The organism is Streptomyces sp. NPDC057137, assembly GCF_042670825.1.
In the GTDB taxonomy this organism is placed as follows: Bacteria; Actinomycetota; Actinomycetes; order Streptomycetales; family Streptomycetaceae; genus Streptomyces.
Window position 1 is genome coordinate 20,264 of record NZ_JBHUUW010000009.1, and the last position, 21,866, is coordinate 42,129.

The 21,866-nt window shown below is 70.7% G+C and carries 24 protein-coding genes; 12 read left to right on the forward strand and 12 right to left on the reverse strand.

All coding sequences use genetic code 11. The annotated features are described in order from the left end of the window. Window positions 1-139: 139 nt before the first annotated feature. The 3 genes from ACFT9I_RS10195 to tyrS all read left to right on the forward strand — a co-directional run bounded on the left by ACFT9I_RS10195 (window position 140) and on the right by tyrS (window position 4,509). Window positions 140-1,663 (forward strand): TldD/PmbA family protein, encoded by a 1,524-nt coding sequence (locus ACFT9I_RS10195; protein WP_382562659.1) that lies wholly within the window; start codon window positions 140-142, stop codon window positions 1,661-1,663. A gap of 82 nt (window positions 1,664-1,745) precedes the next feature. Next, entirely contained in the window at window positions 1,746-3,137 is a 1,392-nt protein-coding gene (locus ACFT9I_RS10200; protein ID WP_382562661.1) for a metallopeptidase TldD-related protein, read from the forward strand. A gap of 94 nt (window positions 3,138-3,231) precedes the next feature. Next, window positions 3,232-4,509, forward strand: a complete 1,278-nt coding sequence (gene tyrS / locus ACFT9I_RS10205; RefSeq protein ID WP_382562662.1) for a tyrosine--tRNA ligase — start codon at window positions 3,232-3,234, stop codon at window positions 4,507-4,509. Window positions 4,510-4,588: 79 nt separating this feature from the next. On the opposite strand, the gene ACFT9I_RS10210 is transcribed toward tyrS, so the two are convergent. Next, window positions 4,589-4,873, reverse strand: coding sequence for a GlsB/YeaQ/YmgE family stress response membrane protein (locus tag ACFT9I_RS10210; RefSeq protein ID WP_382562663.1), 285 nt, complete (start codon window positions 4,871-4,873; stop codon window positions 4,589-4,591). A gap of 216 nt (window positions 4,874-5,089) precedes the next feature. Between ACFT9I_RS10210 and ACFT9I_RS10215 the strand changes: the two genes are divergently transcribed. Both ACFT9I_RS10215 and ACFT9I_RS10220 read left to right on the forward strand, forming a co-directional pair. Next, window positions 5,090-5,464 (forward strand): DUF3099 domain-containing protein, encoded by a 375-nt coding sequence (locus ACFT9I_RS10215; RefSeq protein WP_382562665.1) that lies wholly within the window; start codon window positions 5,090-5,092, stop codon window positions 5,462-5,464. A 262-nt stretch (window positions 5,465-5,726) separates the two neighbouring features. Then, window positions 5,727-5,984, forward strand: coding sequence for a hypothetical protein (locus ACFT9I_RS10220; protein WP_354606012.1), 258 nt, complete (start codon window positions 5,727-5,729; stop codon window positions 5,982-5,984). Here the strand turns inward: ACFT9I_RS10220 and moaA are convergent. From moaA to ACFT9I_RS10235, 3 genes are all read right to left on the reverse strand, one after another. Continuing rightward, window positions 5,967-6,956: a GTP 3',8-cyclase MoaA gene (moaA, locus tag ACFT9I_RS10225; protein WP_382562667.1), complete on the reverse strand. Its 990-nt coding sequence runs from the start codon at window positions 6,954-6,956 to the stop codon at window positions 5,967-5,969. The two genes, ACFT9I_RS10220 and moaA, sit on opposite strands and share 18 nt — an antisense overlap. A 208-nt stretch (window positions 6,957-7,164) precedes the next feature. Continuing rightward, window positions 7,165-8,814 carry a cation acetate symporter gene (locus ACFT9I_RS10230; protein WP_382562672.1) on the reverse strand — a complete coding sequence of 550 codons (1,650 nt, stop codon included), beginning with the start codon at window positions 8,812-8,814 and terminating at the stop codon, window positions 7,165-7,167. Further along, window positions 8,811-9,182 (reverse strand): DUF485 domain-containing protein, encoded by a 372-nt coding sequence (locus tag ACFT9I_RS10235; RefSeq protein ID WP_382562674.1) that lies wholly within the window; start codon window positions 9,180-9,182, stop codon window positions 8,811-8,813. The genes ACFT9I_RS10230 and ACFT9I_RS10235 overlap by 4 nt, the downstream gene beginning before the upstream one ends. Window positions 9,183-9,416: 234 nt before the next feature. On the opposite strand from ACFT9I_RS10235, the gene ACFT9I_RS10240 reads away from it, so the two are divergent. After that, window positions 9,417-10,946 (forward strand): S8 family serine peptidase, encoded by a 1,530-nt coding sequence (locus ACFT9I_RS10240; RefSeq protein ID WP_382562676.1) that lies wholly within the window; start codon window positions 9,417-9,419, stop codon window positions 10,944-10,946. 48 nt (window positions 10,947-10,994) lie between these two features. Here ACFT9I_RS10240 and ACFT9I_RS10245 read toward each other — a convergent pair whose 3' ends face one another. Both ACFT9I_RS10245 and ACFT9I_RS10250 read right to left on the reverse strand, forming a co-directional pair. After that, a complete protein-coding gene (locus ACFT9I_RS10245) occupies window positions 10,995-11,666 on the reverse strand; it encodes a lysoplasmalogenase (protein ID WP_382562678.1) in 672 nt (223 codons plus the stop codon). Beyond that, the gene (locus ACFT9I_RS10250) at window positions 11,663-12,496 is read right to left on the reverse strand and encodes a sterol desaturase family protein (RefSeq protein ID WP_382562679.1); all 834 of its coding nucleotides are present in this window, start codon (window positions 12,494-12,496) and stop codon (window positions 11,663-11,665) included. Before ACFT9I_RS10250 ends, ACFT9I_RS10245 begins: the two co-directional genes overlap by 4 nt. A 238-nt stretch (window positions 12,497-12,734) precedes the next feature. Between ACFT9I_RS10250 and ACFT9I_RS10255 the strand changes: the two genes are divergently transcribed. The 5 genes from ACFT9I_RS10255 to ACFT9I_RS10275 all read left to right on the forward strand — a co-directional run bounded on the left by ACFT9I_RS10255 (window position 12,735) and on the right by ACFT9I_RS10275 (window position 17,532). Beyond that, window positions 12,735-13,742, forward strand: a complete 1,008-nt coding sequence (locus ACFT9I_RS10255) for a DEDDh family exonuclease (RefSeq protein WP_382562681.1) — start codon at window positions 12,735-12,737, stop codon at window positions 13,740-13,742. Window positions 13,743-13,805: 63 nt separating this feature from the next. After that, window positions 13,806-14,039, forward strand: a complete 234-nt coding sequence (locus ACFT9I_RS10260) for a hypothetical protein (protein WP_354606005.1) — start codon at window positions 13,806-13,808, stop codon at window positions 14,037-14,039. Window positions 14,040-14,123: 84 nt separating this feature from the next. Next, window positions 14,124-14,912 carry an SURF1 family protein gene (locus tag ACFT9I_RS10265; RefSeq protein WP_382562683.1) on the forward strand — a complete coding sequence of 263 codons (789 nt, stop codon included), beginning with the start codon at window positions 14,124-14,126 and terminating at the stop codon, window positions 14,910-14,912. Window positions 14,913-14,941: 29 nt separating this feature from the next. Then, window positions 14,942-16,771 (forward strand): glycoside hydrolase family 15 protein, encoded by a 1,830-nt coding sequence (locus ACFT9I_RS10270; RefSeq protein ID WP_382562685.1) that lies wholly within the window; start codon window positions 14,942-14,944, stop codon window positions 16,769-16,771. A gap of 5 nt (window positions 16,772-16,776) precedes the next feature. After that, entirely contained in the window at window positions 16,777-17,532 is a 756-nt protein-coding gene (locus ACFT9I_RS10275; RefSeq protein ID WP_382562687.1) for an SDR family oxidoreductase, read from the forward strand. 57 nt (window positions 17,533-17,589) lie between these two features. Here ACFT9I_RS10275 and amaP read toward each other — a convergent pair whose 3' ends face one another. Genes amaP through ACFT9I_RS10300 form a run of 5 tightly spaced genes read right to left on the reverse strand, consistent with a single transcriptional unit; the run spans window position 17,590 to window position 19,913 of the window. Continuing rightward, window positions 17,590-18,168 carry an alkaline shock response membrane anchor protein AmaP gene (gene amaP / locus ACFT9I_RS10280; RefSeq protein WP_382562689.1) on the reverse strand — a complete coding sequence of 193 codons (579 nt, stop codon included), beginning with the start codon at window positions 18,166-18,168 and terminating at the stop codon, window positions 17,590-17,592. A 4-nt stretch (window positions 18,169-18,172) separates the two neighbouring features. Beyond that, window positions 18,173-18,853 (reverse strand): DUF6286 domain-containing protein, encoded by a 681-nt coding sequence (locus ACFT9I_RS10285; protein WP_382562691.1) that lies wholly within the window; start codon window positions 18,851-18,853, stop codon window positions 18,173-18,175. Further along, a complete protein-coding gene (locus ACFT9I_RS10290; RefSeq protein WP_382562693.1) occupies window positions 18,850-19,179 on the reverse strand; it encodes a hypothetical protein in 330 nt (109 codons plus the stop codon). Before ACFT9I_RS10290 ends, ACFT9I_RS10285 begins: the two co-directional genes overlap by 4 nt. Window positions 19,180-19,200: 21 nt before the next feature. Continuing rightward, a complete protein-coding gene (locus ACFT9I_RS10295; RefSeq protein WP_382562694.1) occupies window positions 19,201-19,392 on the reverse strand; it encodes a hypothetical protein in 192 nt (63 codons plus the stop codon). Between the two features lie 35 nt (window positions 19,393-19,427). Beyond that, entirely contained in the window at window positions 19,428-19,913 is a 486-nt protein-coding gene (locus ACFT9I_RS10300) for an Asp23/Gls24 family envelope stress response protein (RefSeq protein WP_382562696.1), read from the reverse strand. 92 nt (window positions 19,914-20,005) lie between these two features. On the opposite strand from ACFT9I_RS10300, the gene ACFT9I_RS10305 reads away from it, so the two are divergent. Beyond that, complete coding sequence (locus ACFT9I_RS10305; RefSeq protein ID WP_382562698.1) at window positions 20,006-20,740, forward strand: hypothetical protein; 735 nt, start codon at window positions 20,006-20,008, stop codon at window positions 20,738-20,740. 205 nt (window positions 20,741-20,945) lie between these two features. Here the strand turns inward: ACFT9I_RS10305 and ACFT9I_RS10310 are convergent, their stop codons facing one another. Continuing rightward, window positions 20,946-21,737 carry an enoyl-CoA hydratase/isomerase family protein gene (locus ACFT9I_RS10310; protein ID WP_382562700.1) on the reverse strand — a complete coding sequence of 264 codons (792 nt, stop codon included), beginning with the start codon at window positions 21,735-21,737 and terminating at the stop codon, window positions 20,946-20,948. Window positions 21,738-21,866: the final 129 nt, after the last annotated feature.

Genomic DNA, 21,866 nt, shown 5'->3' on the forward strand with positions numbered 1-21,866 from the left:
GCGTCCCCTGGCCACCGGAAGTGATCAGCCTACTGCTACGCGCCCATTCGGGACATCAGAAACGGGTGGCCCGCCCTAAGCCCCGCACGGCATGGTTCACTCCCTATCCCCAGTACCAAAGTGTGAGAAGGAGAGGCCCGTGCCCCATGAGGTCGATCAGTCGTTTCTGGCACTGCCGCTGAGGGCGCTCGCCGACGCGGCGCTCGCCAGGGCGCGGGCGCTCGGCGCCGATCATGCCGACTTCCGGTTCGAGCGGGTACGGAGCGCCGCCTGGCGGCTGCGGGACGCCAAGCCCGCCGGGTCGTCGGACTCCACCGATGTCGGGTACGCGGTCCGCGTGGTGCACGGCGGCGCGTGGGGGTTCGCGTCCGGGGTCGACCTGACGATGGACGCGGCGGCCAGGGTCGCCGGGCAGGCCGTGGCGATGGCCAAGTTGTCGGCGAAGGTGATCGCGGCGGCGGGTTCGGACGAGCGCGTGGAGCTGGCCGACGAGCCGGTGCACGCCGAGAAGACCTGGGTGTCGGCGTACGACATCGACCCGTTCGAGGTACCCGACGAGGACAAGACGGGACTGCTCGCGGAGTGGAGCGCGCGGCTGCTGCGCGGGGAGGGCGTCGCGCATGTGGACGCCTCGCTGCTTACCGTCCACGAGAACAAGTTCTACGCGGACACGGCAGGCACCGTCACCACGCAGCAGCGCGTCAGGCTGCACCCGCAGCTCTCGGCGGTCGCCGTGGACGGCGAGAGCGGCGAGTTCGACTCGATGCGCACGATCGCTCCCCCGGCCGGCCGGGGCTGGGAGTATCTGACGGGCACCGGCTGGGACTGGGACTCGGAGCTGGAGCGGATCCCGGCGCTGCTCGCCGAGAAGATGCGCGCGCCGAGTGTCGAGGCGGGGACGTACGACCTGGTGGTCGACCCGTCGAACCTCTGGCTGACGATCCACGAGTCGATCGGGCACGCGACGGAGCTGGACCGGGCGCTGGGGTACGAGGCGGCGTACGCCGGGACGTCCTTCGCCACCTTCGACCAGCTGGGGAAGCTGGCGTACGGCTCGTCGATCATGAATGTGACGGGTGACCGGACGGCGGAGCACGGGCTGGCGACGATCGGGTACGACGACGAGGGCGTCGAGGCCCAGTCGTGGGACCTCGTCAAGGACGGCACGCTCGTCGGCTACCAGCTGGACCGGCGGATCGCGAAGCTCACGGGCTTCGACCGCTCCAACGGCTGCGCGTACGGCGACTCGCCGGGGCATGTGCCGGTGCAGCGCATGGCGAACGTGTCGCTGAAGCCGGATCCGGGCGGGCTGGCCACGGAGGATCTGATCGGCGGGGTGGAGCGCGGGATCTATGTGGTCGGTGACCGTTCGTGGTCGATCGACATGCAGCGCTACAACTTCCAGTTCACCGGGCAGCGGTTCTTCCGGATCGAGAACGGCAAGCTGGCCGGTCAGCTGCGGGACGTCGCGTACCAGGCGACGACGACGGACTTCTGGGGCTCGATGGAGGCGGTCGGCGGACCGCAGACGTATGTGCTCGGCGGCGCCTTCAACTGCGGCAAGGCCCAGCCGGGACAGGTCGCGGCGGTCTCCCACGGCTGCCCGTCGGCGCTGTTCCGCAGTGTGAACATCCTCAACACGACGCAGGAGGCCGGACGATGACGCGGGCCACGGGAATCGGCCGGGGGTCCGGGGGTTGCTCCCCGGGTCAGCACAGTCTCAACACGACGCAGGAGGCAGGACGATGAGCCCGAGCAGCAAGCCGCACGAGATCGTCGAGCGGGCGCTCGAACTGTCGACCGCCGACGGCTGCGTGGTCATCGCCGACGAGCATTCGACCGCCAACCTCCGCTGGGCGGGCAACGCGCTCACGACGAACGGTCTCACCCGGGGCCGTACGCTCACCGTCATCGCGACCGTCGACGGCAAGGAGGGCACCGCCTCCGGTGTGGTGTCGCGATCCGCCGTCACCGCCCACGAGTTGGAGCCGCTGGTGCGCGCCGCCGAGGCCGCCGCCCGTGGCGCGGGCCCGGCCGAGGACGCCCGGCCGCTCGTCAAGGCCGGGCAGGTGTCCGCGGGCTTCACCGACGAGCCCGCCGAGACGACGTCCGCGGTCTTCGCGGACTTCGCGCCGGCGCTCGGTGAGTCCTTCGCGCGCGCCAGGGCCGGCGGCCGTGAGCTGTACGGCTTCGCGAACCATGAGCTGACGTCGACCTATCTCGGTACGTCCACGGGCGTACGGCTCCGCCACGACCAGCCCAACGGCACGCTGGAGCTGAACGCCAAGTCCCCGGACCGCTCGCGGTCGGCCTGGGCGGGGCGGGCGACGCGTGACTTCACGGATGTCGATCCGGCGGCGCTCGACGCGGAGTTGGCGAAGCGTCTGGCCTGGGCGGAGCGCCGGATCGAGCTGCCCGCCGGCCGGTACGAGACGCTGCTGCCGCCCACCGCGGTGGCCGATCTGCTGATCTACCAGCTGTGGTCGTCCTCAGCCCGGGACGCGGCCGAGGGCCGTACGGTCTTCTCCAAGCCCGGCGGCGGCACCCGCGTCGGCGACTCGCTCGCCGAGCTGCCGCTGTCGCTGCGCAGCGACCCGAACGAACCGGGCCTGGAATCCGCCCCGTTCGTGATCGCGCACGCGTCGGGCGACGACTCGTCGGTGTTCGACAACGGCCTGCCGCTCGACGCGACCGACTGGATCCGGGACGGGAAGCTGGACCGGCTGATCACCACCCGGCACAGCGCGGAGCTGACGGGGCTGCCGCTCGCGCCGCCGGTCGACAACCTGATCCTCGACGGCGGCGGTGAGCGCTCGCTGGAGGAGATGGTCGCCGCCACCGAACGCGGGCTGCTGCTGACCTGCCTGTGGTACATCCGCGAGGTCGATCCGGCGACGCTGCTGCTGACGGGGCTGAGCCGCGACGGTGTCTACCTCGTCGAGAACGGCGAGGTCGTCGGCGAGGTGAACAACTTCCGCTTCAACGAGTCGCCGGTCGGCCTGTTGTCGCGGGCGTCGGAGGCGGGCCGCACGGAGAAGACGCTGCCGCGTGAGTGGGGCGACTACTTCACCCGGGCCGCGATGCCCGCGCTGCGGGTGCCGGATTTCAATATGAGTTCGGTCAGCCAGGGCGTATAACCTCGAAGGCGTTCCGTCGTCCTGGACGGCGGACGGATCCGACTCATTGGGCCTGCTTCGCCGGGCCTGTTTCATCGAAGGAGACGCGAGAAGCGTGACGGATATCGTCGAGGAGCTGCGGTGGCGCGGGCTGATCGCCCTGTCCACCGACGAGGACGCGTTGAGCAAGGCGTTCGCGGACGGCCCCGTCACGTTCTATTGCGGCTTCGACCCGACCGCGCCCAGCCTGCACCTGGGGAATCTGGTCCAGATTCTCACCATGCGCCGGATCCAGCTGGCGGGGAACCGTCCGCTGGGTCTGGTCGGCGGGGCCACGGGGCTGATCGGTGACCCCAAGCCGAACTCGGAGCGCACGCTGAACGCGCCCGAGGTCGTCGGTGAGTGGGTGGAGCGGCTGCGCGGGCAGATCGAGCGGTACCTGGACTTCGACGGTCCGCACGCCGCGACCATGGTCAACAACCTGGACTGGACGTCGGGTCTGTCGGCGATCAGCTTCCTGCGCGACGTCGGGAAGTACTTCCGGGTCAACAAGATGATCGCGAAGGAGGCGGTCGCGCGGCGGCTGAACTCCGACGCGGGCATCAGCTACACCGAGTTCAGCTACCAGATCCTGCAGGGGATGGACTTCCTGGAGCTGAACCGGCGCTACGGCTGCACGCTGCAGACCGGCGGCAGTGACCAGTGGGGCAACCTCACGGCGGGCACGGACCTGATCCACCGGGTCGAGCCCGACGCGTCGGTGCACGCCCTGGCGACGCCGCTGATCACGAAGGCCGACGGCACCAAGTTCGGCAAGACGGAGTCCGGCACGGTCTGGCTGGACGCGGAGCGGACGACGCCGTACGCGTTCTACCAGTTCTGGCTGAACGCGGACGACCGGGACGTCTCCAAGTTCCTGCGGATCTTCAGCTTCAAGTCCCGCGAGGAGATCGAGGAGCTGGAGAAGCTGACCGAGGAGCGTCCGCAGGCCCGCGCCGCGCAGCGCGCGCTGGCCGAGGAGCTGACGACGCTGGTCCACGGCGCCGAGCAGTGCGCGGGTGTGGTCGCGGCGTCGAAGGCGCTGTTCGGCCAGGGCGAGCTGACCGGGCTGGACGCGGCGACGCTGGCGGCGGCCCTGTCCGAGGTGCCGCACGCGCGGGTGGCTGAGCTGGCGCCGATGGTGGATCTGCTGACCGAGGTCGGGCTGGCGCCGAGCAAGTCGGCGGCCCGTCGGACGGTGAAGGAGGGCGGGGCGTACGTGAACAACGTCAAGGTCACGGACGCCGAAGCCGTACCGGACGCCGGGGAGCTGCTGCACGGGCGCTGGCTGGTGCTGCGCCGGGGCAAGAAGAACCTGGCCGCGGTCGAGGTCGCGGCGGACACGGGTTCCTGATCCGACGCCGGACAGCGGTACGGCCCGGTACGCGTGTCGCGTACCGGGCCGTACCTGTGTCGGGCGGGTCGTGCCGGGTCTACCGGGTCGGCGTCCGTCTCCTGCCGCCCCGGATCGACGACCAGATCATGTCGCCCACTCCCACGACGAGGATGGCGCCGATCAGCTGGAGCACATGCCGTGTCCAGTCGATGCCCTTGGTGTCCTCGACTCCGAACCAGCCCGCGGCCGCGTTGCCGAGGATGCTGCCCAGGATGCCGAAGACGGTCGTCAGCCACAGCGGGATCTGCTGCTTGCCGGGGATGATCGCCTTGGCGATCAGGCCCAGCACGAGACCCACGATGATTGCCCACAGCCAGCTCATGGTCGCCTCCTCGTGCGGTGCGCTCTGCGCATGTGCGGCCAGTCTGGGTGTGTCCGGCATACGTCGCATGTCGGACAGGGCCGTACGTGGCCGGGCGGGGGCGAGGTGCGCCGCCGTCGAGCGGTCCCCGCTCTCGTAGGCGGCGCACGGCGGGCGTACCGTTGTGCGGGTCCGGCACGGGGAACGGCCGGCGAGGGAATCGGGTGGTGGGTCGTGATGCGGAAGCAGCGCAGCGCCGAGGTCTTCCAGATCACGGGAGCGAGGCGGGGGCTCGACGAGGACGTGCGCGGCAGACAGCGGCGCTATGTCATCTCCATGCTGATCCGCACGCTCGGGATCATCCTGGCCGTGGTTCTGTGGAATGTTGAGCGTTATGTGGCGATTGCCGGTCTCGTGCTGGGCATCCTGCTGCCCTACGTGGCCGTGGTGTTCGCCAACGGGGGCCGGGAGAGGGCCCGTTCGCTGCCGTCGACGCATCTCACCCCGGAGGCCCGGCCGATGATCGCTCCGGCCCCCGCGGCGGGCGGAGCGGAATCCGGCACGCGGTCCGCGAACTACGAACACCCCGCTCCCCCACGCGAGCGGGCCTGAGCCGGGCGACCTCGAAGCTCAAGAAAAGCTCAGATCAATCATGAAGTTCCGGTGCACCTGACCCCATCACCCGTGACATACTTTGTAGGCGCTCCGCATCCCCCGTCGGAGCGACGGACCGACGCCGGGCAGCTCCCCCCGTGGCTGCTCGGCGTCGCCTTTTTCCGGGCGTTTTCTCCCGGGATCGGGGCGTACACCCCAAAGATCACCGGTGACGGACACACCCCGGTCACGACCTAGCTCGTGTCCTAGGCTTGAGGCCGTGGACCTCTTCGATTTTCCCGGCGCCGCTTCCGGTCCCGACGGACCCGTCTGTTCGGCCAAGGGCTGCCGCGCGGCCGCCGTGTGGGTGCTGGCGTGGAACAACCCCAAGCTGCACACGCCCGAGCGCCGTAAGACCTGGCTGGCCTGCGACGAGCACCGCGAACACCTGTCGTCGTTCCTCGGTGTCCGCGGTTTCCTCAAGGACGTGGTCACCCTGGCCGAGTGGGAGCGGGAGCGCTCAGCCGCCGATGGCTGACATGGGCCGGTCGGGCTGGAGGAACGTCGGGTCGTCCAGGCCGGAGCCCGCCTTCTTGCCCCACATCGCCAGCTTCCACAGCGTCGCGACGTCGTCGTCCGTGGCGTCCGAGCGCAGCGCCGCGCGCAGGTCGGTCTCCTCGCGGGCGAACAGGCAGTTGCGCACCTGACCGTCGGCGGTGAGCCTGGTGCGGTCGCAGGCCGAGCAGAACGGGCGGGTGACGGAGGCGATGACGCCGACCCGGTGCGGTCCGCCGTCCACGATCCAGCGCTCGGCCGGGGCGGATCCACGCTCCCCGCCGCCCTCTTCGGTGAGCGTGAAGCGGGTGCTGAGCGACTGCAGGATGTCACCGGCGGTGATCATCCCGTCGCGCTTCCAGCCGTGCTGGGCGTCGAGCGGCATCTGCTCGATGAAGCGCAGCTCGTAGGCGTGTTCGACGGCCCACGCGAGGAGTTCGGGAGCCTCGTCGCCGTTGAGCCCCGGCATCAGCACGGTGTTCACCTTGACGGGGGTCAGTCCGGCCTCGCGCGCGGCGGCCAGGCCGTCGAGCACGTCCTGGTGGCGGTCGCGCCTGGTCAGGGTCTTGAAGACATCACGGCGCAGGGTGTCGAGTGAGACGTTGACGCGGTTGAGGCCGGCGGCCTTGAGCGCGGCGGCCGTGCGCTTCAGCCCTATGCCGTTGGTCGTCAGCGACATCTTGGGGCGGGGGGTGAGGGCCGCGCACCGCTCGACGATCCCGACGAGACCGGGCCGCAGCAGCGGTTCACCGCCGGTGAAGCGGACGTCGCGGACGCCCAGCCGGGTCACGGCGATCCGTACGAGTCTGACGATCTCGTCGTCGGAGAGGAGATCGGGCTTCGCGAGCCATTGGAGGCCCTCCTCCGGCATGCAGTACGTACACCGGAGATTGCACTTGTCGGTGAGCGAGACCCGCAGGTCGGTGGCTACCCGGCCGTAGGTGTCGATGAGCACTGTGAGCCCCCTTCCCTCGTGGTGCGCCTGGTACCTCTGGCCGTACCCGTGGACGGTGATCGCCGTGGTGCCTGGCGCGTCCGGTCTTCCGAGCCTACGGCAGTCCTGTGACAACGACGGGGGCCGTTTGCCACGAGGAGCGGCGTGGCCGCGTCGTAGGACTCTACGACGCGGCCACGCCAAAGGCTCTCGCTTCGGTGGAGAACGATCAGTGCGCTCCGGTGCCGGTGAGCGACTTGACCTCAAGCTCGGCGTACTTCTTGACGTCCGGCTCCTCCTTGGAGAGGAGCGATCCCAGCCAGCCGAGCAGGAAGCCCAGCGGGATGGAGATCAGACCCGGGTTCTCCAGCGGGAAGAAGGCGAAGTCCACGCCCGGGAACATCGAGCTGGGCTTGCTGGAGACGACCGGCGAGAACAGCACCAGCAGGACGGACGAGGCGAGACCGCCGTAGATCGACCAGAGCGCGCCCGCCGTCGTGAACCTCTTCCAGAAGAGGCTGTAGAGGAGCGTCGGCAGGTTGGCGGAGGCGGCAACCGCGAAGGCGAGGGCCACCAGACCGGCGACGTTCAGATCGCGGGCGAGGGCGCCGAGCGCGATGGAGACGACGCCGATGGCGACGGTCGCGTAGCGCGCCGCGCGGACCTCCTCCTTCTCGGTGGCCTTGCCCCGGCGGATGACGTTGGCGTAGATGTCGTGCGCGAACGACGACGAGGACGCCAGGGTCAGACCGGCCACGACCGCGAGGATGGTGGCGAAGGCGACCGCCGAGATGACGGCGAGCAGGATGGCGCCGCCGGTGGAGTCCCCGCCGCCGCCGATCTCCATCGCGAGCAGTGGCGCCGCCGTGTTGCCCGCCGCGTTGGAACTGGTGATCTCCTCCGGGGTGAGCAGCGCCGCGGCGCCGAAGCCCAGGGCGATGGTCATCAGGTAGAAGCCGCCGATGATGCCGATGGCCCAGTTGACGGACTTACGGGCCGCCTTGGCCGTGGGCACCGTGTAGAAGCGGATCAGGATGTGCGGCAGACCGGCGGTGCCGAGGACGAGCGCGATGCCCAGGGAGATGAAGTCGAGCTTCGAGGTCTCCGTGAGGCCGTACTTGAGTCCCGGCTCCAGGAACGCCGAGCCCTTGCCGCTGTTGGAGGCGGCGGTGCCGAGCAGGTCGGAGACGTTGAAGTTGAACTTCAGCAGCACCAGGAAGGTGATGAGCAGGGTGCCCGCGATGAGCAGGACGGCCTTGACCATCTGGACCCAGGTGGTGCCCTTCATGCCGCCGATGGTCACGTAGACGATCATCAGGATGCCGACGAGGGCGACGATCAGGACCTTGCCCGCGTCGCTGGTGATGCCGAGCAGCAGCGAGACGAGCACGCCCGCGCCGGCCATCTGGGCGAGCAGGTAGAAGATCGAGACGACGATGGTGGAGGCGCCCGCCGCCGTACGGACGGGGCGCTGGCGCATCCGGTAGGCGAGGACGTCGCCCATGGTGTAGCGGCCGGAGTTGCGCAGCGGTTCGGCGACCAGCAGCAGCGCGACGAGCCAGGCGACCAGGAAGCCGATGGAGTAGAGGAAGCCGTCGTATCCGAACAGGGCGATGGCGCCCGCGATACCGAGGAAGGAAGCGGCGGACATGTAGTCGCCGGAGACCGCGAGTCCGTTCTGGAAGGCGGTGAACTGCCGTCCGCCCGCGTAGAAGTCGGCGGCGCTCTTGGTCTGCCGGCCGGCCCACACGGTGATGACGAGGGTCGCGACGACGAACAGCGCGAAGAGCGTGATGATCAGCGGCCGGTGCTCGCTGGCGTCGGTGTTGGCGGCCAGCTGGATTCCCGCGGCCTCGAACGGCTGGATGGTCGGGCTCACAGGTCGGCCTCCATACGGGACTTGATCGCCGCGCCCTTGGGGTCGAGCTTCTGCGATGCGAACTTCGCGTAGAACCAGGCGATGAGGAAGGTGGTGACGAACTGACCGAGGCCGAAGACGAAGGCGACGTTGATGTTGCCGAAGAGCTTGGTGCCCATGAAGCCGCCGGCGTAGTTGGACAGCAGGACGTACAGCAGGTACCAGGCGATGAAGGCGACGGTCAGGGGGAAGGCGAAGGAGCGGTACGTACGGCGTAGTTCGCCGAATTCGGCGCTCTCGTGGACCTCGACGAACTGTGCTGTCGTGGGCTGGGCGGGCATGCTGGGGTCCGAATCGCCCTTGGGCGGCGGCGGTCCATCGGTAGCCACGGAATCTCCTCGTGACGCGGGTGCGGTAGGGGTGCTCGGAGAGGTAGTCACAGGGGGTGATGCTGCTCCACCCCCTGACAACGGCACGGAGAGCACGCCGAAGTGGTTCAACACCAGCGCTTTTCTGACCGAAATCATTGATGAGCAGGGATGATCAGCGATAGCTTCGCTCGTCATGTACCCGTCCATGCGCAGCGTGCGCAGGGGCGGCCTCACGGATGATGTGGAGAACCCATGGCTCATCTGAGATCCAGACGGCGGCGCGCACTGGTCCTGCCTGTCGGTCTGGCGCTCATCGCCTCGCTCGGCTTCCTGCCGGCCGGGTCCGCCTCGGCGGCACCGGTCGACGTTCCGGCCGCCGTCTCGGCGGACGGCCCGAAGCTGTCGTACGTCGTGAACACCAACGGCGGGCACTCCACCGTCAAATCGGTGAAGAAGGCCATCGCCAAGGCCGGCGGGACAATCACGATCGCCTATGACCAGATAGGTGTCATCGTCGTCCACTCGCAGAACCCGGAGTTCGGCAACACGATCCGGAAGGTCCGGGGCGTGGCTTCGGCGGGCGCCACCCGCACGAAGCCGATGGCGGCCCAGACCACCACGGACATCGAGGCCGAACAGCCGCTGTCCGCCAAGGAGGCGAAGGCCGCCACGGCGAAGGCGTCCGACGACCAGGACGCGCTGGAGCCGCTTCAGTGGGACCTGCCGGCCATCAAGGCCGACAAGGCGCACAAGAAGTCGCTCGGCAGCAGCAAGGTCACGGTCGGCGTGATCGACACGGGTGTCGACGACACCCACCCCGACCTCGCGCCGAACTTCGACCGCCGCGCCTCGGTCAGCTGTGTGGGCGGTACGCCCAACACGGCGGACGGTGCCTGGCGTCCCGGCCCCGGGGAGAGTGACCACGGCACGCACGTCGCGGGCACGATCGCCGCGGCCAAGAACGGTACCGGTGTCACCGGTGTCGCTCCGGGCGTGAAGGTCTCCGGCATCAAGGTGTCGCAGCCCGACGGCTTCTTCTACACCGAGGCGGTCGTCTGCGGCTTCGTCTGGGCCGCGGAGCACGGCGTCGATGTGACGAACAACAGCTATTACACCGACCCGTGGCTGTTCAACTGCGAGGACGACCCGGACCAGAAGGCTCTGGCCGACGCCGTCACGCGGGCCACCCGGTACGCCGAGGGCAAGGGCATCGTGAATGTCGCCGCCGCCGGCAACTCGGACATGGATCTGGCCGCCGACGAACTGACGGACGGCTCCAGCCCGAACGACACCACTCCGGGTGAGCGTGTGATCGACCCGGACGAGTGCCTGGACATCCCGTCGCAGGTGTCGGGTGTCGTCACGGTCTCCGCGACCGGTGCGAAGAACCTGAAGGCGTCGTACTCCAACTACGGCAACGGGGTCATCGACATCGCCGCTCCCGGCGGCGACCTGACGGCGTACCAGACGCCGGAGGCGCCCGCCGTCAACGGTCTGATCCTGAGCACGCTGCCCGGTGGTGGCTTCGGCTACAAGGGCGGCACGTCGATGGCTTCCCCGCACGCGGCGGGTGTCGCGGCGCTGATCAAGTCGACCCACCCGTACGCCTCGCCGTGGCTGGTCAAGACGTTGCTCAACGTCCAGGCCGACGCGACGTCGTGCACCAACCCGTACGACATCGACGGTGACGGCACCGTCGACGCGGTGTGCGAGGGCAGCAAGCAGAAGAACGGCTTCTACGGTGTCGGCACGATCGACGCCCTGGACGCCGTCCGCCGGTAACGGCGAACGCGTGAGTGGGTGAGCGGGCCGTCCGAACGGGCGGCCCGCTCAGTCATGTACGGGGGCGGTACGGGACTCGGGGCGGGTACGGGCCTTGGGGGCGGTGCGAGCCCTCAGGACTCCGGCCACGAGCAGGACCTGCGCCGCGAGGTACGTGAGCATGATCCACAGATCGGCGGCCGGCGGCTGCGGCCATTCGGCGACGCCGGTGGCGATGAGCGTGTCGGAGAGCAGGAAGAGCGCTCCGCCCGCGCCCGCGAGCGGGCCGAGGCCGCTCGCCCGGTAGGCCATGGCGGCCAGCAGAAGGCTGTACACGGCGACGGGGACCCGGAGTTCGGCCGGGAGGTCGGGCCACAGCAGGGCGAGCGTCACGACGAGCACGAGGCCGTATCCGACCGCCAGGTCTGCGCGGGTGCGGCGGCGGCCGAACAGGACGAGGTAGCAGACGTGTCCGGCGGCGAAGCACCCCATGCCCGCGAGGAACGCCCCGTCGGCCGACGAGAGCAGGAACACGTCTCCGCCCCAGCCGAGGAGCAGCGCGGCGACGAGCAGCCGCGGTCCGCCCCGGGCGGCCACGTACGCGGCGAGCAGCGGCATCAGCATTGGCTTGGCGAGGAGTTGACCGGTCCGCGCATCCAGGGCGACGCTCACCAGCTCGCCGACGGCGGCGAGCGCGAAGGCGGCCAGAAGGGCGCCCGGGAGCGCGTGGCGGCCGCTCACTCGGGCTGCCAGCCGGGGCCCCGGAAGACCCGGCCGGCCCGTTCGCGCCAGTCGCGGGCCGACCGTACGTCGCGTGCGATGGCGGCGTACTCGTGGGTGGCGACCCGCAGCGGATTGTGGGTCTCTATGTTCTTCGTGAGCCCGAAGACGGGCCGTTCGGTCTCCGCCGCGAAGGAGCCGAAGAGGCGGTCCCACACGATCAGGATCCCGCCGAAGTTACGGTCCAGATAGCCGCCTTGGGAGGCGTGGTGCACCCGGTGGTGGGAGGGCGTGTTCAGGACGTACTCGAAGGGGCGCGGCAGCTTGTCGATCCGCTCGGTGTGCACCCAGAACTGGTAGACGAGGTTCGCCGACGAGCAGAAGGCGAGTGCCGCCGGATGGACCCCGAGGAGGATGAACGGAAGGTAGAAGGGCCAGACGGTGAGCGAGGTCCAGGGCTGGCGCAGCGCGGTGCTGAGGTTGAACTTGCGGCTGGAGTGGTGCACCACGTGGCAGGCCCACAGGAGCCGGACGACATGGTGGCCGCGGTGGGACCAGTAGTAGAAGAAGTCCTGCGCGAGCAGCATCAGCGGGATCGTCCACCACAGCACGGGGACGCGCAGGGGCGTCAGCTCGTACGCCGCCGTGTAGACGGCGACGACGGGGATCTTCCACAGGAGGTCGAAGCCGAGGCTGCCGAGGCCCATGGAGAGGCTGGTGGCGGTGTCCTTGCCCGAGTACCCGGCCGCGTCCTCGTCGGGACGCAGCCGGCAACTCACCACCTCGACAAGGGTGAGCAGGACGAACGCGGGTATCGACCACAGCACGACATCGGGCAGGTTCGGCGGCATGCCAGCACCGTAGGGCCGGGTGCGCGGCCCCCGCTAGATGTTGTTACTGACAAGTATGTAAGACATTCCGTCAGCGGCCGGTCAGATCGCCGCCATCCGCTTCTCGGTGTCGGTCCGCGCCGGTCGGGACACCCCTGAGGGCGCGTTCCGGACGATCCGTCAGCGCCTTTGCCGCGTGGGCGGCCCGACGACGGGTCAGAGGCGCGTCACGGACTGTCAGTCGCGGCCCGTATTCTCTGTGACCATGCTCGACGACCGTGCGACTTCAGCGATGTGGCCGACCGCGTACCCCCAGGGATACGCGGTCGTCGACGTGGAGACCACCGGACTCGCCCGCGACGACCGGATAGTGTCCGCGGCGGTGTACCGGCTGGACGCGCGGGGCAACGTCGAGGACCACTGGTACACGCTGGTCAACCCCGAGCGGGACCCCGGCCCGGTCTGGATCCACGGTCTGACGACCGCCGTGCTGGCGGGCGCGCCGCTGTTCCGGGAGGTGGCGCACGAGTTCTCGGAGCGGCTCGCGGACCGGGTGCTGGTCGCGCACAACGCGGCCTTCGACTGGTCGATGATCTCGCGGGAGTACGCGCGTGCGCGGGCGACCGTGCCCACGCGTCAGCGGCTGTGCACCATCGCGCTCGCCAGGGAGCTCCGACTGCCGCTGCCCAACCACAAGTTGGCCACACTCGCCGAGCACTTCGGCGTCACACAGCAGCGCGCGCACCACGCGCTGGACGACGCGCGGGTGCTCGCGGAGGCGTTCCGGCCGAGCCTGCACGCGGCGGCGCGGGACGGGGTGCGGCTGCCGCTGCTCGAATGCCGGCCGCTCACGGAGTGGTCGGACAGCCCGGTGACGCCGCTGATCGGCCATCAGCCGACGCACCGTCCGGGGACCTGGCGGCCGTCGCGCCGGCTCCCGGCCTGCCCGTATCCGAACCCCGGGCGGTACGAGAGCGACAAACCCCTCGCGCAGGGGATGCGGGTGGCCTTCTCGGGTGACACGTCGGTCGACCGCGAGCTGCTGGAGGACCGGGCCGTCGAGGCGGGGCTGCATGTCGCCACCAGCGTCTCGCGGAAGACGAGTCTGCTCGTGACGAACGATCCCGGGTCGGCGACGTCGAAGACGGTGAAGGCGGCGGAGTACGGCACGCCGGTCGTCGACGAGGCGGCGTTCACGCACCTGTTGCGTGACGTGGCGCCCTCCCCCGTGGCCCTGCCCGTGTCGGGGCGCCCGTCGGACGGGTGATTGCGCCGCGACTCGCCCGCCATCCGCTCGCACACCGCCGCGCAGCGTCCCAACCTGTGGCGCATGGCACGTTGCGAAGTCTGCGGAAACGAGTACGGCATGTCCTTCGAGGTGCACGCGCAGGGCGCGGTGCATGTCTTCGACTGCTTCTCCTGCGCCATCCACCGCATGGCGCCCGTCTGTGAACACTGCCGGGTCCAGATCATCGGTCAGGGCGTCGAGGTCGACGGCCAGTGGTTCTGCGGTGCCCACTGCGCCCGCGCGGAGGGGAAGGTGGGCATCGTCGACCGGGTGTGAGGTCCGGAGAGGGTGAGCGGGCGCCGACCGGGTCGGGCGGACCCGCTGCCGAGGGCGCCCGGCCCGCCGGGTACCGTCGAAGGCGTGTACCGCTTCCTCCTGTCGCGGCAGTGGGTGATCCTCACCCTGCTCGCCCTCGTCCTCATCCCCGTGATGATCGAACTGGGCTTCTGGCAGCTGCACCGGCACGAACACCGGGTGGCGCAGAACGCCCTGATCGCGAACAACCTCAAGGCGAAGCCGGTCCCGGTCACCGAGCTGACCTCCCCCGGCCACACCGTGCCGCGCGCCGACTTCTGGCGGCAGGTCGAGGCCACCGGCAGGTACGACACGGAGCACGAGGTCGTCGTACGCCGCCGGACCAACGTCGACGAGACCGTCGGCTTCCACGTCCTGACCCCGCTCGTCCTCGACGACGGCCGCGCGGTCCTCGTCAACCGGGGCTGGATCCCCTTCGGGGACGACCAGCGGTCCTTCCCCGACATCCCGGCGGCGCCGAAGGGCGAGGTCACCGTCGTCGGCCGTCTCAAGGCCGACGAGACGACGGGCACCAGCGGCATCAAGGAACTGAGCGACCTCCCGGACCGCCAGTTCATGCTGATCAACAGTGAGCGGCAGGCCCGCTCGCTGGGCCGTACCGTCCTCGGCGGCTACATCGAACAGACCTCCCCCGCGGCGCCCGGCGGCAGCCCGGAGCAGATCCCGAAGCCCGACTCCAGCTCCATCGGCGCGCACATGGCGTACGCCGTGCAGTGGTGGCTGTTCACCGCCGGCGTGCCCGTCGGCTGGGTCATTCTCGTACGGCGCGAAACGCGCGACCGCGCGGCGACCGCCGCCCGGGGCGCCCCCGAGCGCGAGACCGCCGCCGCATAACGCGCCTGTCCTGCGGGAACAGGGCAGACGTGACCCAACGCATCGAGGACTACGCCCTCATCGGCGACTTGCAGACCGCGGCTCTCGTCGGAATGAACGGCTCCATCGACTGGTTGTGCCTGCCCCGCTTCGACTCGGCCGCCTGCTTCGCGTCCCTGCTGGGCAACAAGGAGAACGGCCACTGGCTGCTCGCCCCCCGGGGCGCGAGCCGCGCCACCGGCCGCCGGTACGTGGGAGATTCACTGGTGCTGGAGACCCTCTGGGAGACCAGGGGCGGCACGGTGAAGGTCACCGACTTCATGCCGCAGCGCGACGTCGCGCCGGACGTCGTGCGGATCGTGGAGGGCGTCAGCGGCTCGGTGGAGATGAACGCCACCCTGCGGCTGCGCTTCGACTACGGCTCGATCGTGCCGTGGGTGCGCAAGACCGACGGCCAGCGTGTCGCCGTCGCCGGGCCCGACTCGGTCTGGCTGCGCGGCGTCTCGCGGGCGCGGCCCGTCGGCGGTGAACTGCCGCCGAACGAGAAGCCGTCGGTGAAGACATGGGGGCAGGAGTTCAGCACCTGCTCGTCGTTCACCGTGGGCGCCGGGGAGAAGGTCGCGTTCGTCCTCACCTGGCACCCCTCGCACCTGCCACGCCCCGACCTGATCGACCCGTTCGACGCGCTGGAGCAGAGCAAGGAGGACTGGGAGGAGTGGGCGGCGCTCTGTACGTACAAGGGACCGCACCGCGAGGCGGTCCTGCGCTCCCTGCTCACCCTGAAGGCGCTCACCTACGCCCCGACCGGCGGCATCGTGGCGGCCCCCACGACCTCGCTCCCGGAGGAGATCGGCGGCGTACGGAACTGGGACTACCGCTACTGCTGGCTGCGCGACTCCGCCCTCGTCCTGGGCGCCCTGCTGTCCGCCGGCTACGTCGACGAGGCCGAGGCGTGGCGCGACTGGCTGCTGCGCGCGGTCGCCGGTGACCCCTCCGACCTCCAGATCATGTACGGCGTCGGCGGCGAACGGCGGCTGCCCGAGACGGAGTTGCCGTGGCTGAGCGGTTACGCGGGCGCGAGCCCGGTCCGGATCGGGAACGAGGCGGTCGAACAGCTCCAGCTCGACGTGTACGGCGAGGTCATCGACTCCCTGCATGTGGCACGGGGCCTCGGCATCACCGGGCAGCCGCACGCCTGGGACCTCCAGCTCGCCCTGCTGGGCTTCCTGGAGTCGAAGTGGCGCGAGCCGGACGAGGGACTGTGGGAGGTGCGCGGCCGCCGGCAGCACTTCACGCACTCCAAGGTGATGGCGTGGGTCGCCGCCGATCGCGCGGTGAAGACGCTGGAGGCCGACCCGTCGCTGCGCGGCGATGTGAACCGGTGGCGCACGATGCGCGACGAGGTGCACCGGGAGGTGTGCGAGAAGGGCTACGACCCGGTCCGTAACACCTTCACGCAGGCGTACGGCTCCACGGAACTGGACGCGGCGACGCTCCTGATCCCGCGCTACGGTTTTCTGCCGCCGGACGATCCGCGGGTCGTGGGCACGGTCGACGCGGTGCGGGCGGAGCTGGGCCCGGAGGGCCTGGTCCGCCGGTACAGCACGGAGGGGACGGCGGTCGACGGACTGCCGGGCGGGGAAGGAACGTTTCTCGTCTGCTCGTTCTGGCTGGCGGACGCCCTGCTGATGACGGGCCGCAGGAAGGAGGCGACGGAACTCTTCGAGCGGCTTCTCGCCCTGCGCAGCGACGTCGGTCTGCTCGCCGAGGAGTACGACCCGGCGATCGGCCGGCAACTGGGCAACTTCCCGCAGGCGTTCAGTCACATCGGTCTCGTGGGGACGGCCCTCGCCCTGGCGGCGGACGAGGAGGCAGGATAGGGGCCATGGATCTTGGACTGAAGGACCGTGTCTACGTCGTCACCGGCGCGTCCCGGGGACTGGGACGCGCGTCCGCCGAGGCGCTGGCGGCGGACGGCGCGAAGGTGGTCGTCACCGGGCGGGACGAGAAGTCCGTCGCCGGGGCGGCGGACTCGATCGGTCCGAACGCGTTCGGCGTCGCCGCGGACAACGCCGATCCCGCCGTCGCGGAGCGTCTGATCGCCGTGGCACGGGACCGGTTCGGCGGCTTCGACGGGATCCTGATCAGCGTCGGCGGCCCACCGCCGGGACTCGCGCTGGACACGACGGACGAGCAGTGGCGGTCGGCGTTCGACTCGGTCTTCCTGGGCGCGATACGGCTGGCGCGTACGGCGGCGGCGGAGCTGGGCGACGGCGGCGTCATCGGCCTCGTCCTGTCCGGCTCGGTCTACGAACCGATCCGCGGCCTCACGATCTCCAACGGACTGCGGCCGGGCCTGGCGGGTTTCGCGAAGTCGCTCGCCGACGAGGTCGGTCCGCGCGGTATCCGCGTCATCGGGCTGCTGCCGGCCCGAATAGACACCGATCGCGTGCGCGAGCTGGACGCGCTGTCCGCCGATCCGTCGGCGGCACGCGCGTCGCACGAGTCCCGCATCCCGCTGCGCCGCTACGGCACGCCGGAGGAGTTCGGCCGCACGGCGGCGTTCATGCTCTCGCCTGCGGCGTCCTACCTGACGGGCCTGATGCTCCCCGTCGACGGCGGCACACGCCACGGCTACTGACCGGGGCTCCGCCCCGAACCCCGCTCCTCAACCGCCGGAGAGGCTGAAAGGCCCCCGTCACGTCACCCGCTGCGCCCGATGCTTGGCGGCACGCAACCGCGCCTCCGTCGGCAGGGCATCCAGCCCCGCCGACTCCCGCGCGTGCGCCACCGCCTCCTCCGTCAGCCCCTCCAGCGCCGCACCCGGCGCCGCGTGCGGCTCCAGCAGCAGCCGTACCCGCGCCTCCGGCGCGCTCCGCCGGCCCGTCAGCCGGACCCGCGCCCGGGACACCCCGTCCAGCGACTGCGCCTCGCTCTCCAGCACGTTCTCCAGCGCCCGGCCCCTCAGCAGCGCGCCCTCCCCGTCGCCGCTGTCGACCAGCACCTCCCCCAGCCGCGCGCGCCGCAGTTGGGACAGCAGCCACCACAGTGTCAGCAGCACCAGGACCGCGAGCACCGCGATGACGACCGGCCACCACCAGCCCTGCTCGCGCCAACGGTCCCGGTCGCCGGCGCTCAGCAGTACGTCCTTCTCGCCGCTGTACGGCCACCAGGACGGCACGGACACGCCCAGTCCCGTTGCCAGCACCCCGCCGCCCACACACAGCAGCACCAGCCCGACGAGGCCCAGCAGGACACGGTTGACGACCCTGACCATCCCGTCATCCCTTCTTCTTCGGCCGGCGGACATGCACGGAGAGCGCGGGCGGCTTGACGAGGCCAAGCTCGCCGATGCCGGTGCCCAGGGCCGTGTCGAGATCGGCGCGTACGTCGTCGAGTTCGCGGAAGTGGGACACGGCCCGCACACGGACCTTGGAGCGGCGGGCCCGTACCCGTACGGACTGCACACCGGAGACTTCGAGCGCCCGGTCGCGCAGTATCAGCGCCGCCGCCTCCCGGTCGAGCCCGGCCCGCACCCGCGCCGGGCCGCGCCGCATCGGCAGGATCTCGCGCAGGCCCGGCGTCAGGGCGAGGACGATCAGCCAGAGGCCGAGAGCCGCGGCGACACCCGAGCCGACCAGGACCCAGGTGTTGTCCAGGGGCTCGGTGGCGAGCTGCCGGGCGAGCCACCGGCGCCAGTACATGGCCGGATGGTCGGCGCGTACGGCCGCGACGTCGTACAGCAGCAGCGCCGCCGCGCCGAGCAGCACGGCCGCGACGACCGCGGCCGGGATCCGGCGCCAGGACCAGAAGCGGCCGGCCTTGCCGTCCGCCTCGTCCTGCCCCAGCGTCGGCCGCCTCGATTCGTACCGCGCGGCGGAGGTGGACTGGTCCAGTTGGATCACGTCCGCGCGGACGGCACCCGAGGTGTGCTCGGTCCCCTCGCCCACCGGTTCGCTCATCGGATCCTCCCCTGCGCCGCGCGCGACTGGGCGGAGTGGAGACGCTCGACCATGACCGCCACTTCGGGCACCTCCATCCCCGCCAGAGCATGTACCCGCTCTATGACTCGGCGACGCACCGCGCCGCACCGGGCGCCGATGTCGGAGGGGTAGTCCAGCTCGACACCGATCCGTACGCGGGCGACGTCGTGGTGGACCAGGACGCTGGCGTGCGGCGCCGCGCCCCCCTCCGGTACGCCGTCCAGCGCCTCGCGCGCCGCCTGAGCGGCGATCTTCGCGACGACCCGGTCGGCGATCGTGGTCGCCCCGCGCTCCGCAGCCGTCATCCGTTCACCGGCCACGCGCGGTCACCGCCGACGTTCGTCGCGTTCGCGACCGCGGAAGAGGTCGCCCGCTTCCAGATCGCCGTCGAGGAATCGGCCGGCCACGAACCCGACCGCGCCCAACGCGGCCACCAGCAGAAAGGCTCCGAACCCGCCGAAGTATCCGGCGAACGCCAGGGCCATACCGGCCAACAGGCCGACCAGCGCCATGCTCATCCTGTGACTCCTCTTCGGTCTTCCGGACCCGGCCGTTACTGCAGCCGGGAATCGGGCTCGTCGTCCTCTTCGTCGGGCAGCTTCACATCGCTGACGGCGATGTTGACCTCGACGACCTCAAGGCCCGTCATCCGTTCGACGGCGGAGATCACGTTCTCCCGTACGTCGCGGGCGACGTCGCCGATCGACACGCCGTAGTCGACGACGATCTCCAGGTCGAGGGCGGTCTGTACCTCGCCCACCTCGGCCTTCACGCCGCGCGAGACGGACTTGGTGCCGCCGGGGACCCGGTCGCGTACGGCGCCGAAGGTGCGGGACATGCCGCTGCCCATCGCGTGGACGCCGACCACGTCACGCGCGGCGAGGCCGGCGATCTTCTCGACGACCCCGTCGGCGATGGTGGTCCGGCCGCGGACGGACGGGTCGCCGCCGCCCTTCTTGCCGGTGGACTTCCGCTGGTCGTCGTTGGACGACGACTTGACGGTGGGCTCGGACTGGTTGCGCTGTGCGGTGTCGGACATGCGATTCGCCCCTTTCCGGGCGCTGATGGACTCGATGTCCACGTTAGGGCGCCTTGCCCGGTCTCGCGCCGGGAATGCGGCAGTCTGGGGCCATGACGACTGGGCGCGGTGGCAACGGTGCGGACGGATGGAGCGCGGCGGTACGCGAACGGCTCGGCCTCGGCCGACTGCTCCCGCTGGGCGATGCGGCGGACGGGGCGTGGCTGGCCGAACGGGCGGCGGCGACCGCGCTGCGGCGTACGGCGGCGCGGGTGCCCGGCGCCGCGCTGGGCCGACTGAGGCTCTGCCTGGCCGATCCCGGCTCGGCGGAGCGGCCCGCGGTGCCCCCGCCGCCCAGTGCGCTGCCGCCGGGGACGCTCCGTGTCGAGGGGGACTTCGCGGCGGTCGCGGGCGAGCCGCTGCCGGACGTGGCCGAGCGGCTGCGTGCGGCGCTGTACGCCCACGCGGTGGACCGGCTGGGACTGCGGGTGACGGAGGTGGACCTGCGGGTGACGGCGCTGCTGGAGAAGGTGCCGGCCGACGAATCCGCCCCGGACTCCGGCTCGGAGAATTCCGCGGGGACGGCTGCGCCATTCGGGGCAACCGCCGTCGCCCCGAAGGGCACGGCGGCGGTCATCGCGGCGAACGTCCCCGGCGTCGCCCATCTGTCCGGGTCGCTCGGCACGCCGGTGCTCGTGACCCAGGGCCATGTCCGCGTCGAACTGGCGACGGCGGCGGGCCACCACCCGTCGGAGGTGGCGCGCGCCGTCGGCCGGGCGGTCGCGGCGTCACTGCCGAGCCACCCGACGGTGGCGGTACTGATCACGGCGGTCGACGTCACGGCCTGAACGGTGTCTGACGAACAGCGCCGTCCGCCCGCAGGGCGGGGCGCGCGCCCGGCCGGTGTCTCGTCGGTGCGTGCCATCGCAAGGCGGAGGATCGGCGTTGCGGACGGCCCGGCCGTACGTGGGCGACCGACGACAACGAGGCGAGGTGCCGTGCCGGGCCGGGCGTCGCGCGCCGGGCGGGATTCGTCAGACACGGCCAAACGGTCTAGTCGCCGAGGCCCGCCAGGTCCCGCAGGCGGCGTGCCTGCGCGGCGCGTTCGGCGGCGCGTTGTTCGTCGTACGTACGCGACGCGGCGCCCAGCAGCAGCGCCTTCGTCTCGACCGTCGCGTCGCGCGGCGCCGCGAGCAGGGCCGCGGTCAAGTCCTGTACCGCCGCGTCGAGTTCGGCCGGCGGCACCACGAGATTGGCCAGGCCGGTGCGTTCGGCCTCGTCGGCCTGGACGAAGCGGCCCGTCGCGCAGATCTCCAGCGCGCGGGCGTAGCCGACGGCGCCGACGAGGGGGTGCGTACCGCCGAGGTCGGGAACCAGCCCCAGGCTGGTCTCGCGCATGGCGAACTGCACGTCCGACGCGACCACGCGCAGGTCGCAGGCCAGCGCGAGCTGGAATCCGGCGCCGATGGCGTGTCCCTGGACGGCGGCGATCGACACGATGTCGCTCCGGCGCCACCAGGTGAAGGCGGACTGGTACGCGGCGATGGCCGCGTCGAGGTCCGTGTCGTCGCGGCGTGCCAGCTCCGGGAAGGAGGGTTCACCGTCGAAGCCCTCGGGGCTGAACGCCTGCCGGTCGAGGCCGGCGGAGAAGGACTTGCCTTCGCCGCGCAGCACGACGACCCGCACGTTGCCCGGCAGTGACTGCCCGGCTTCCGTCAACGCCCGCCACAGAGCGGGAGACTGAGCGTTGCGCTTGGCCGGGTTGGTCAAAGTCACCGTGGCAACCGCGTCCTCGACGGTGAGCCGTACGCCGTCCTTGTCGAGTACGGGATCGAGCGAAGTCATGGGGTGCCTCCGGTTCGGTGCAGTCAGCACAGCAAGCTAAGTGACTGCACAGTAACCACCCGGTCGACCGCGACGACCGGCCGGGTGGTCACCGGTGGAACCGGTGGCCGGAGAAGCGGTACGCGGTCG

Bases quoted from the DNA above. Each gene is read 5' to 3' on its own strand.
- ACFT9I_RS10200 (WP_382562661.1), top strand. From the start codon at position 1,746: ATGAGCCCGAGCAGCAAGCCGCACGAGATCGTCGAGCGGGCGCTCGAA.
- ACFT9I_RS10210 (WP_382562663.1), bottom strand. From the start codon at position 4,873: ATGAGCTGGCTGTGGGCAATCATCGTGGGTCTCGTGCTGGGCCTGATC.
- ACFT9I_RS10215 (WP_382562665.1), top strand. From the start codon at position 5,090: ATGCGGAAGCAGCGCAGCGCCGAGGTCTTCCAGATCACGGGAGCGAGG.
- ACFT9I_RS10240 (WP_382562676.1), top strand. From the start codon at position 9,417: ATGGCTCATCTGAGATCCAGACGGCGGCGCGCACTGGTCCTGCCTGTC.
- ACFT9I_RS10250 (WP_382562679.1), bottom strand. From the start codon at position 12,496: ATGCCGCCGAACCTGCCCGATGTCGTGCTGTGGTCGATACCCGCGTTC.
- ACFT9I_RS10260 (WP_354606005.1), top strand. From the start codon at position 13,806: ATGGCACGTTGCGAAGTCTGCGGAAACGAGTACGGCATGTCCTTCGAG.
- ACFT9I_RS10275 (WP_382562687.1), top strand. From the start codon at position 16,777: ATGGATCTTGGACTGAAGGACCGTGTCTACGTCGTCACCGGCGCGTCC.
- amaP (WP_382562689.1), bottom strand. From the start codon at position 18,168: ATGGTCAGGGTCGTCAACCGTGTCCTGCTGGGCCTCGTCGGGCTGGTG.
- ACFT9I_RS10285 (WP_382562691.1), bottom strand. From the start codon at position 18,853: ATGAGCGAACCGGTGGGCGAGGGGACCGAGCACACCTCGGGTGCCGTC.
- ACFT9I_RS10290 (WP_382562693.1), bottom strand. From the start codon at position 19,179: ATGACGGCTGCGGAGCGCGGGGCGACCACGATCGCCGACCGGGTCGTC.
- ACFT9I_RS10295 (WP_382562694.1), bottom strand. From the start codon at position 19,392: ATGAGCATGGCGCTGGTCGGCCTGTTGGCCGGTATGGCCCTGGCGTTC.
- ACFT9I_RS10300 (WP_382562696.1), bottom strand. From the start codon at position 19,913: ATGTCCGACACCGCACAGCGCAACCAGTCCGAGCCCACCGTCAAGTCG.
- ACFT9I_RS10305 (WP_382562698.1), top strand. From the start codon at position 20,006: ATGACGACTGGGCGCGGTGGCAACGGTGCGGACGGATGGAGCGCGGCG.
- ACFT9I_RS10310 (WP_382562700.1), bottom strand. From the start codon at position 21,737: ATGACTTCGCTCGATCCCGTACTCGACAAGGACGGCGTACGGCTCACC.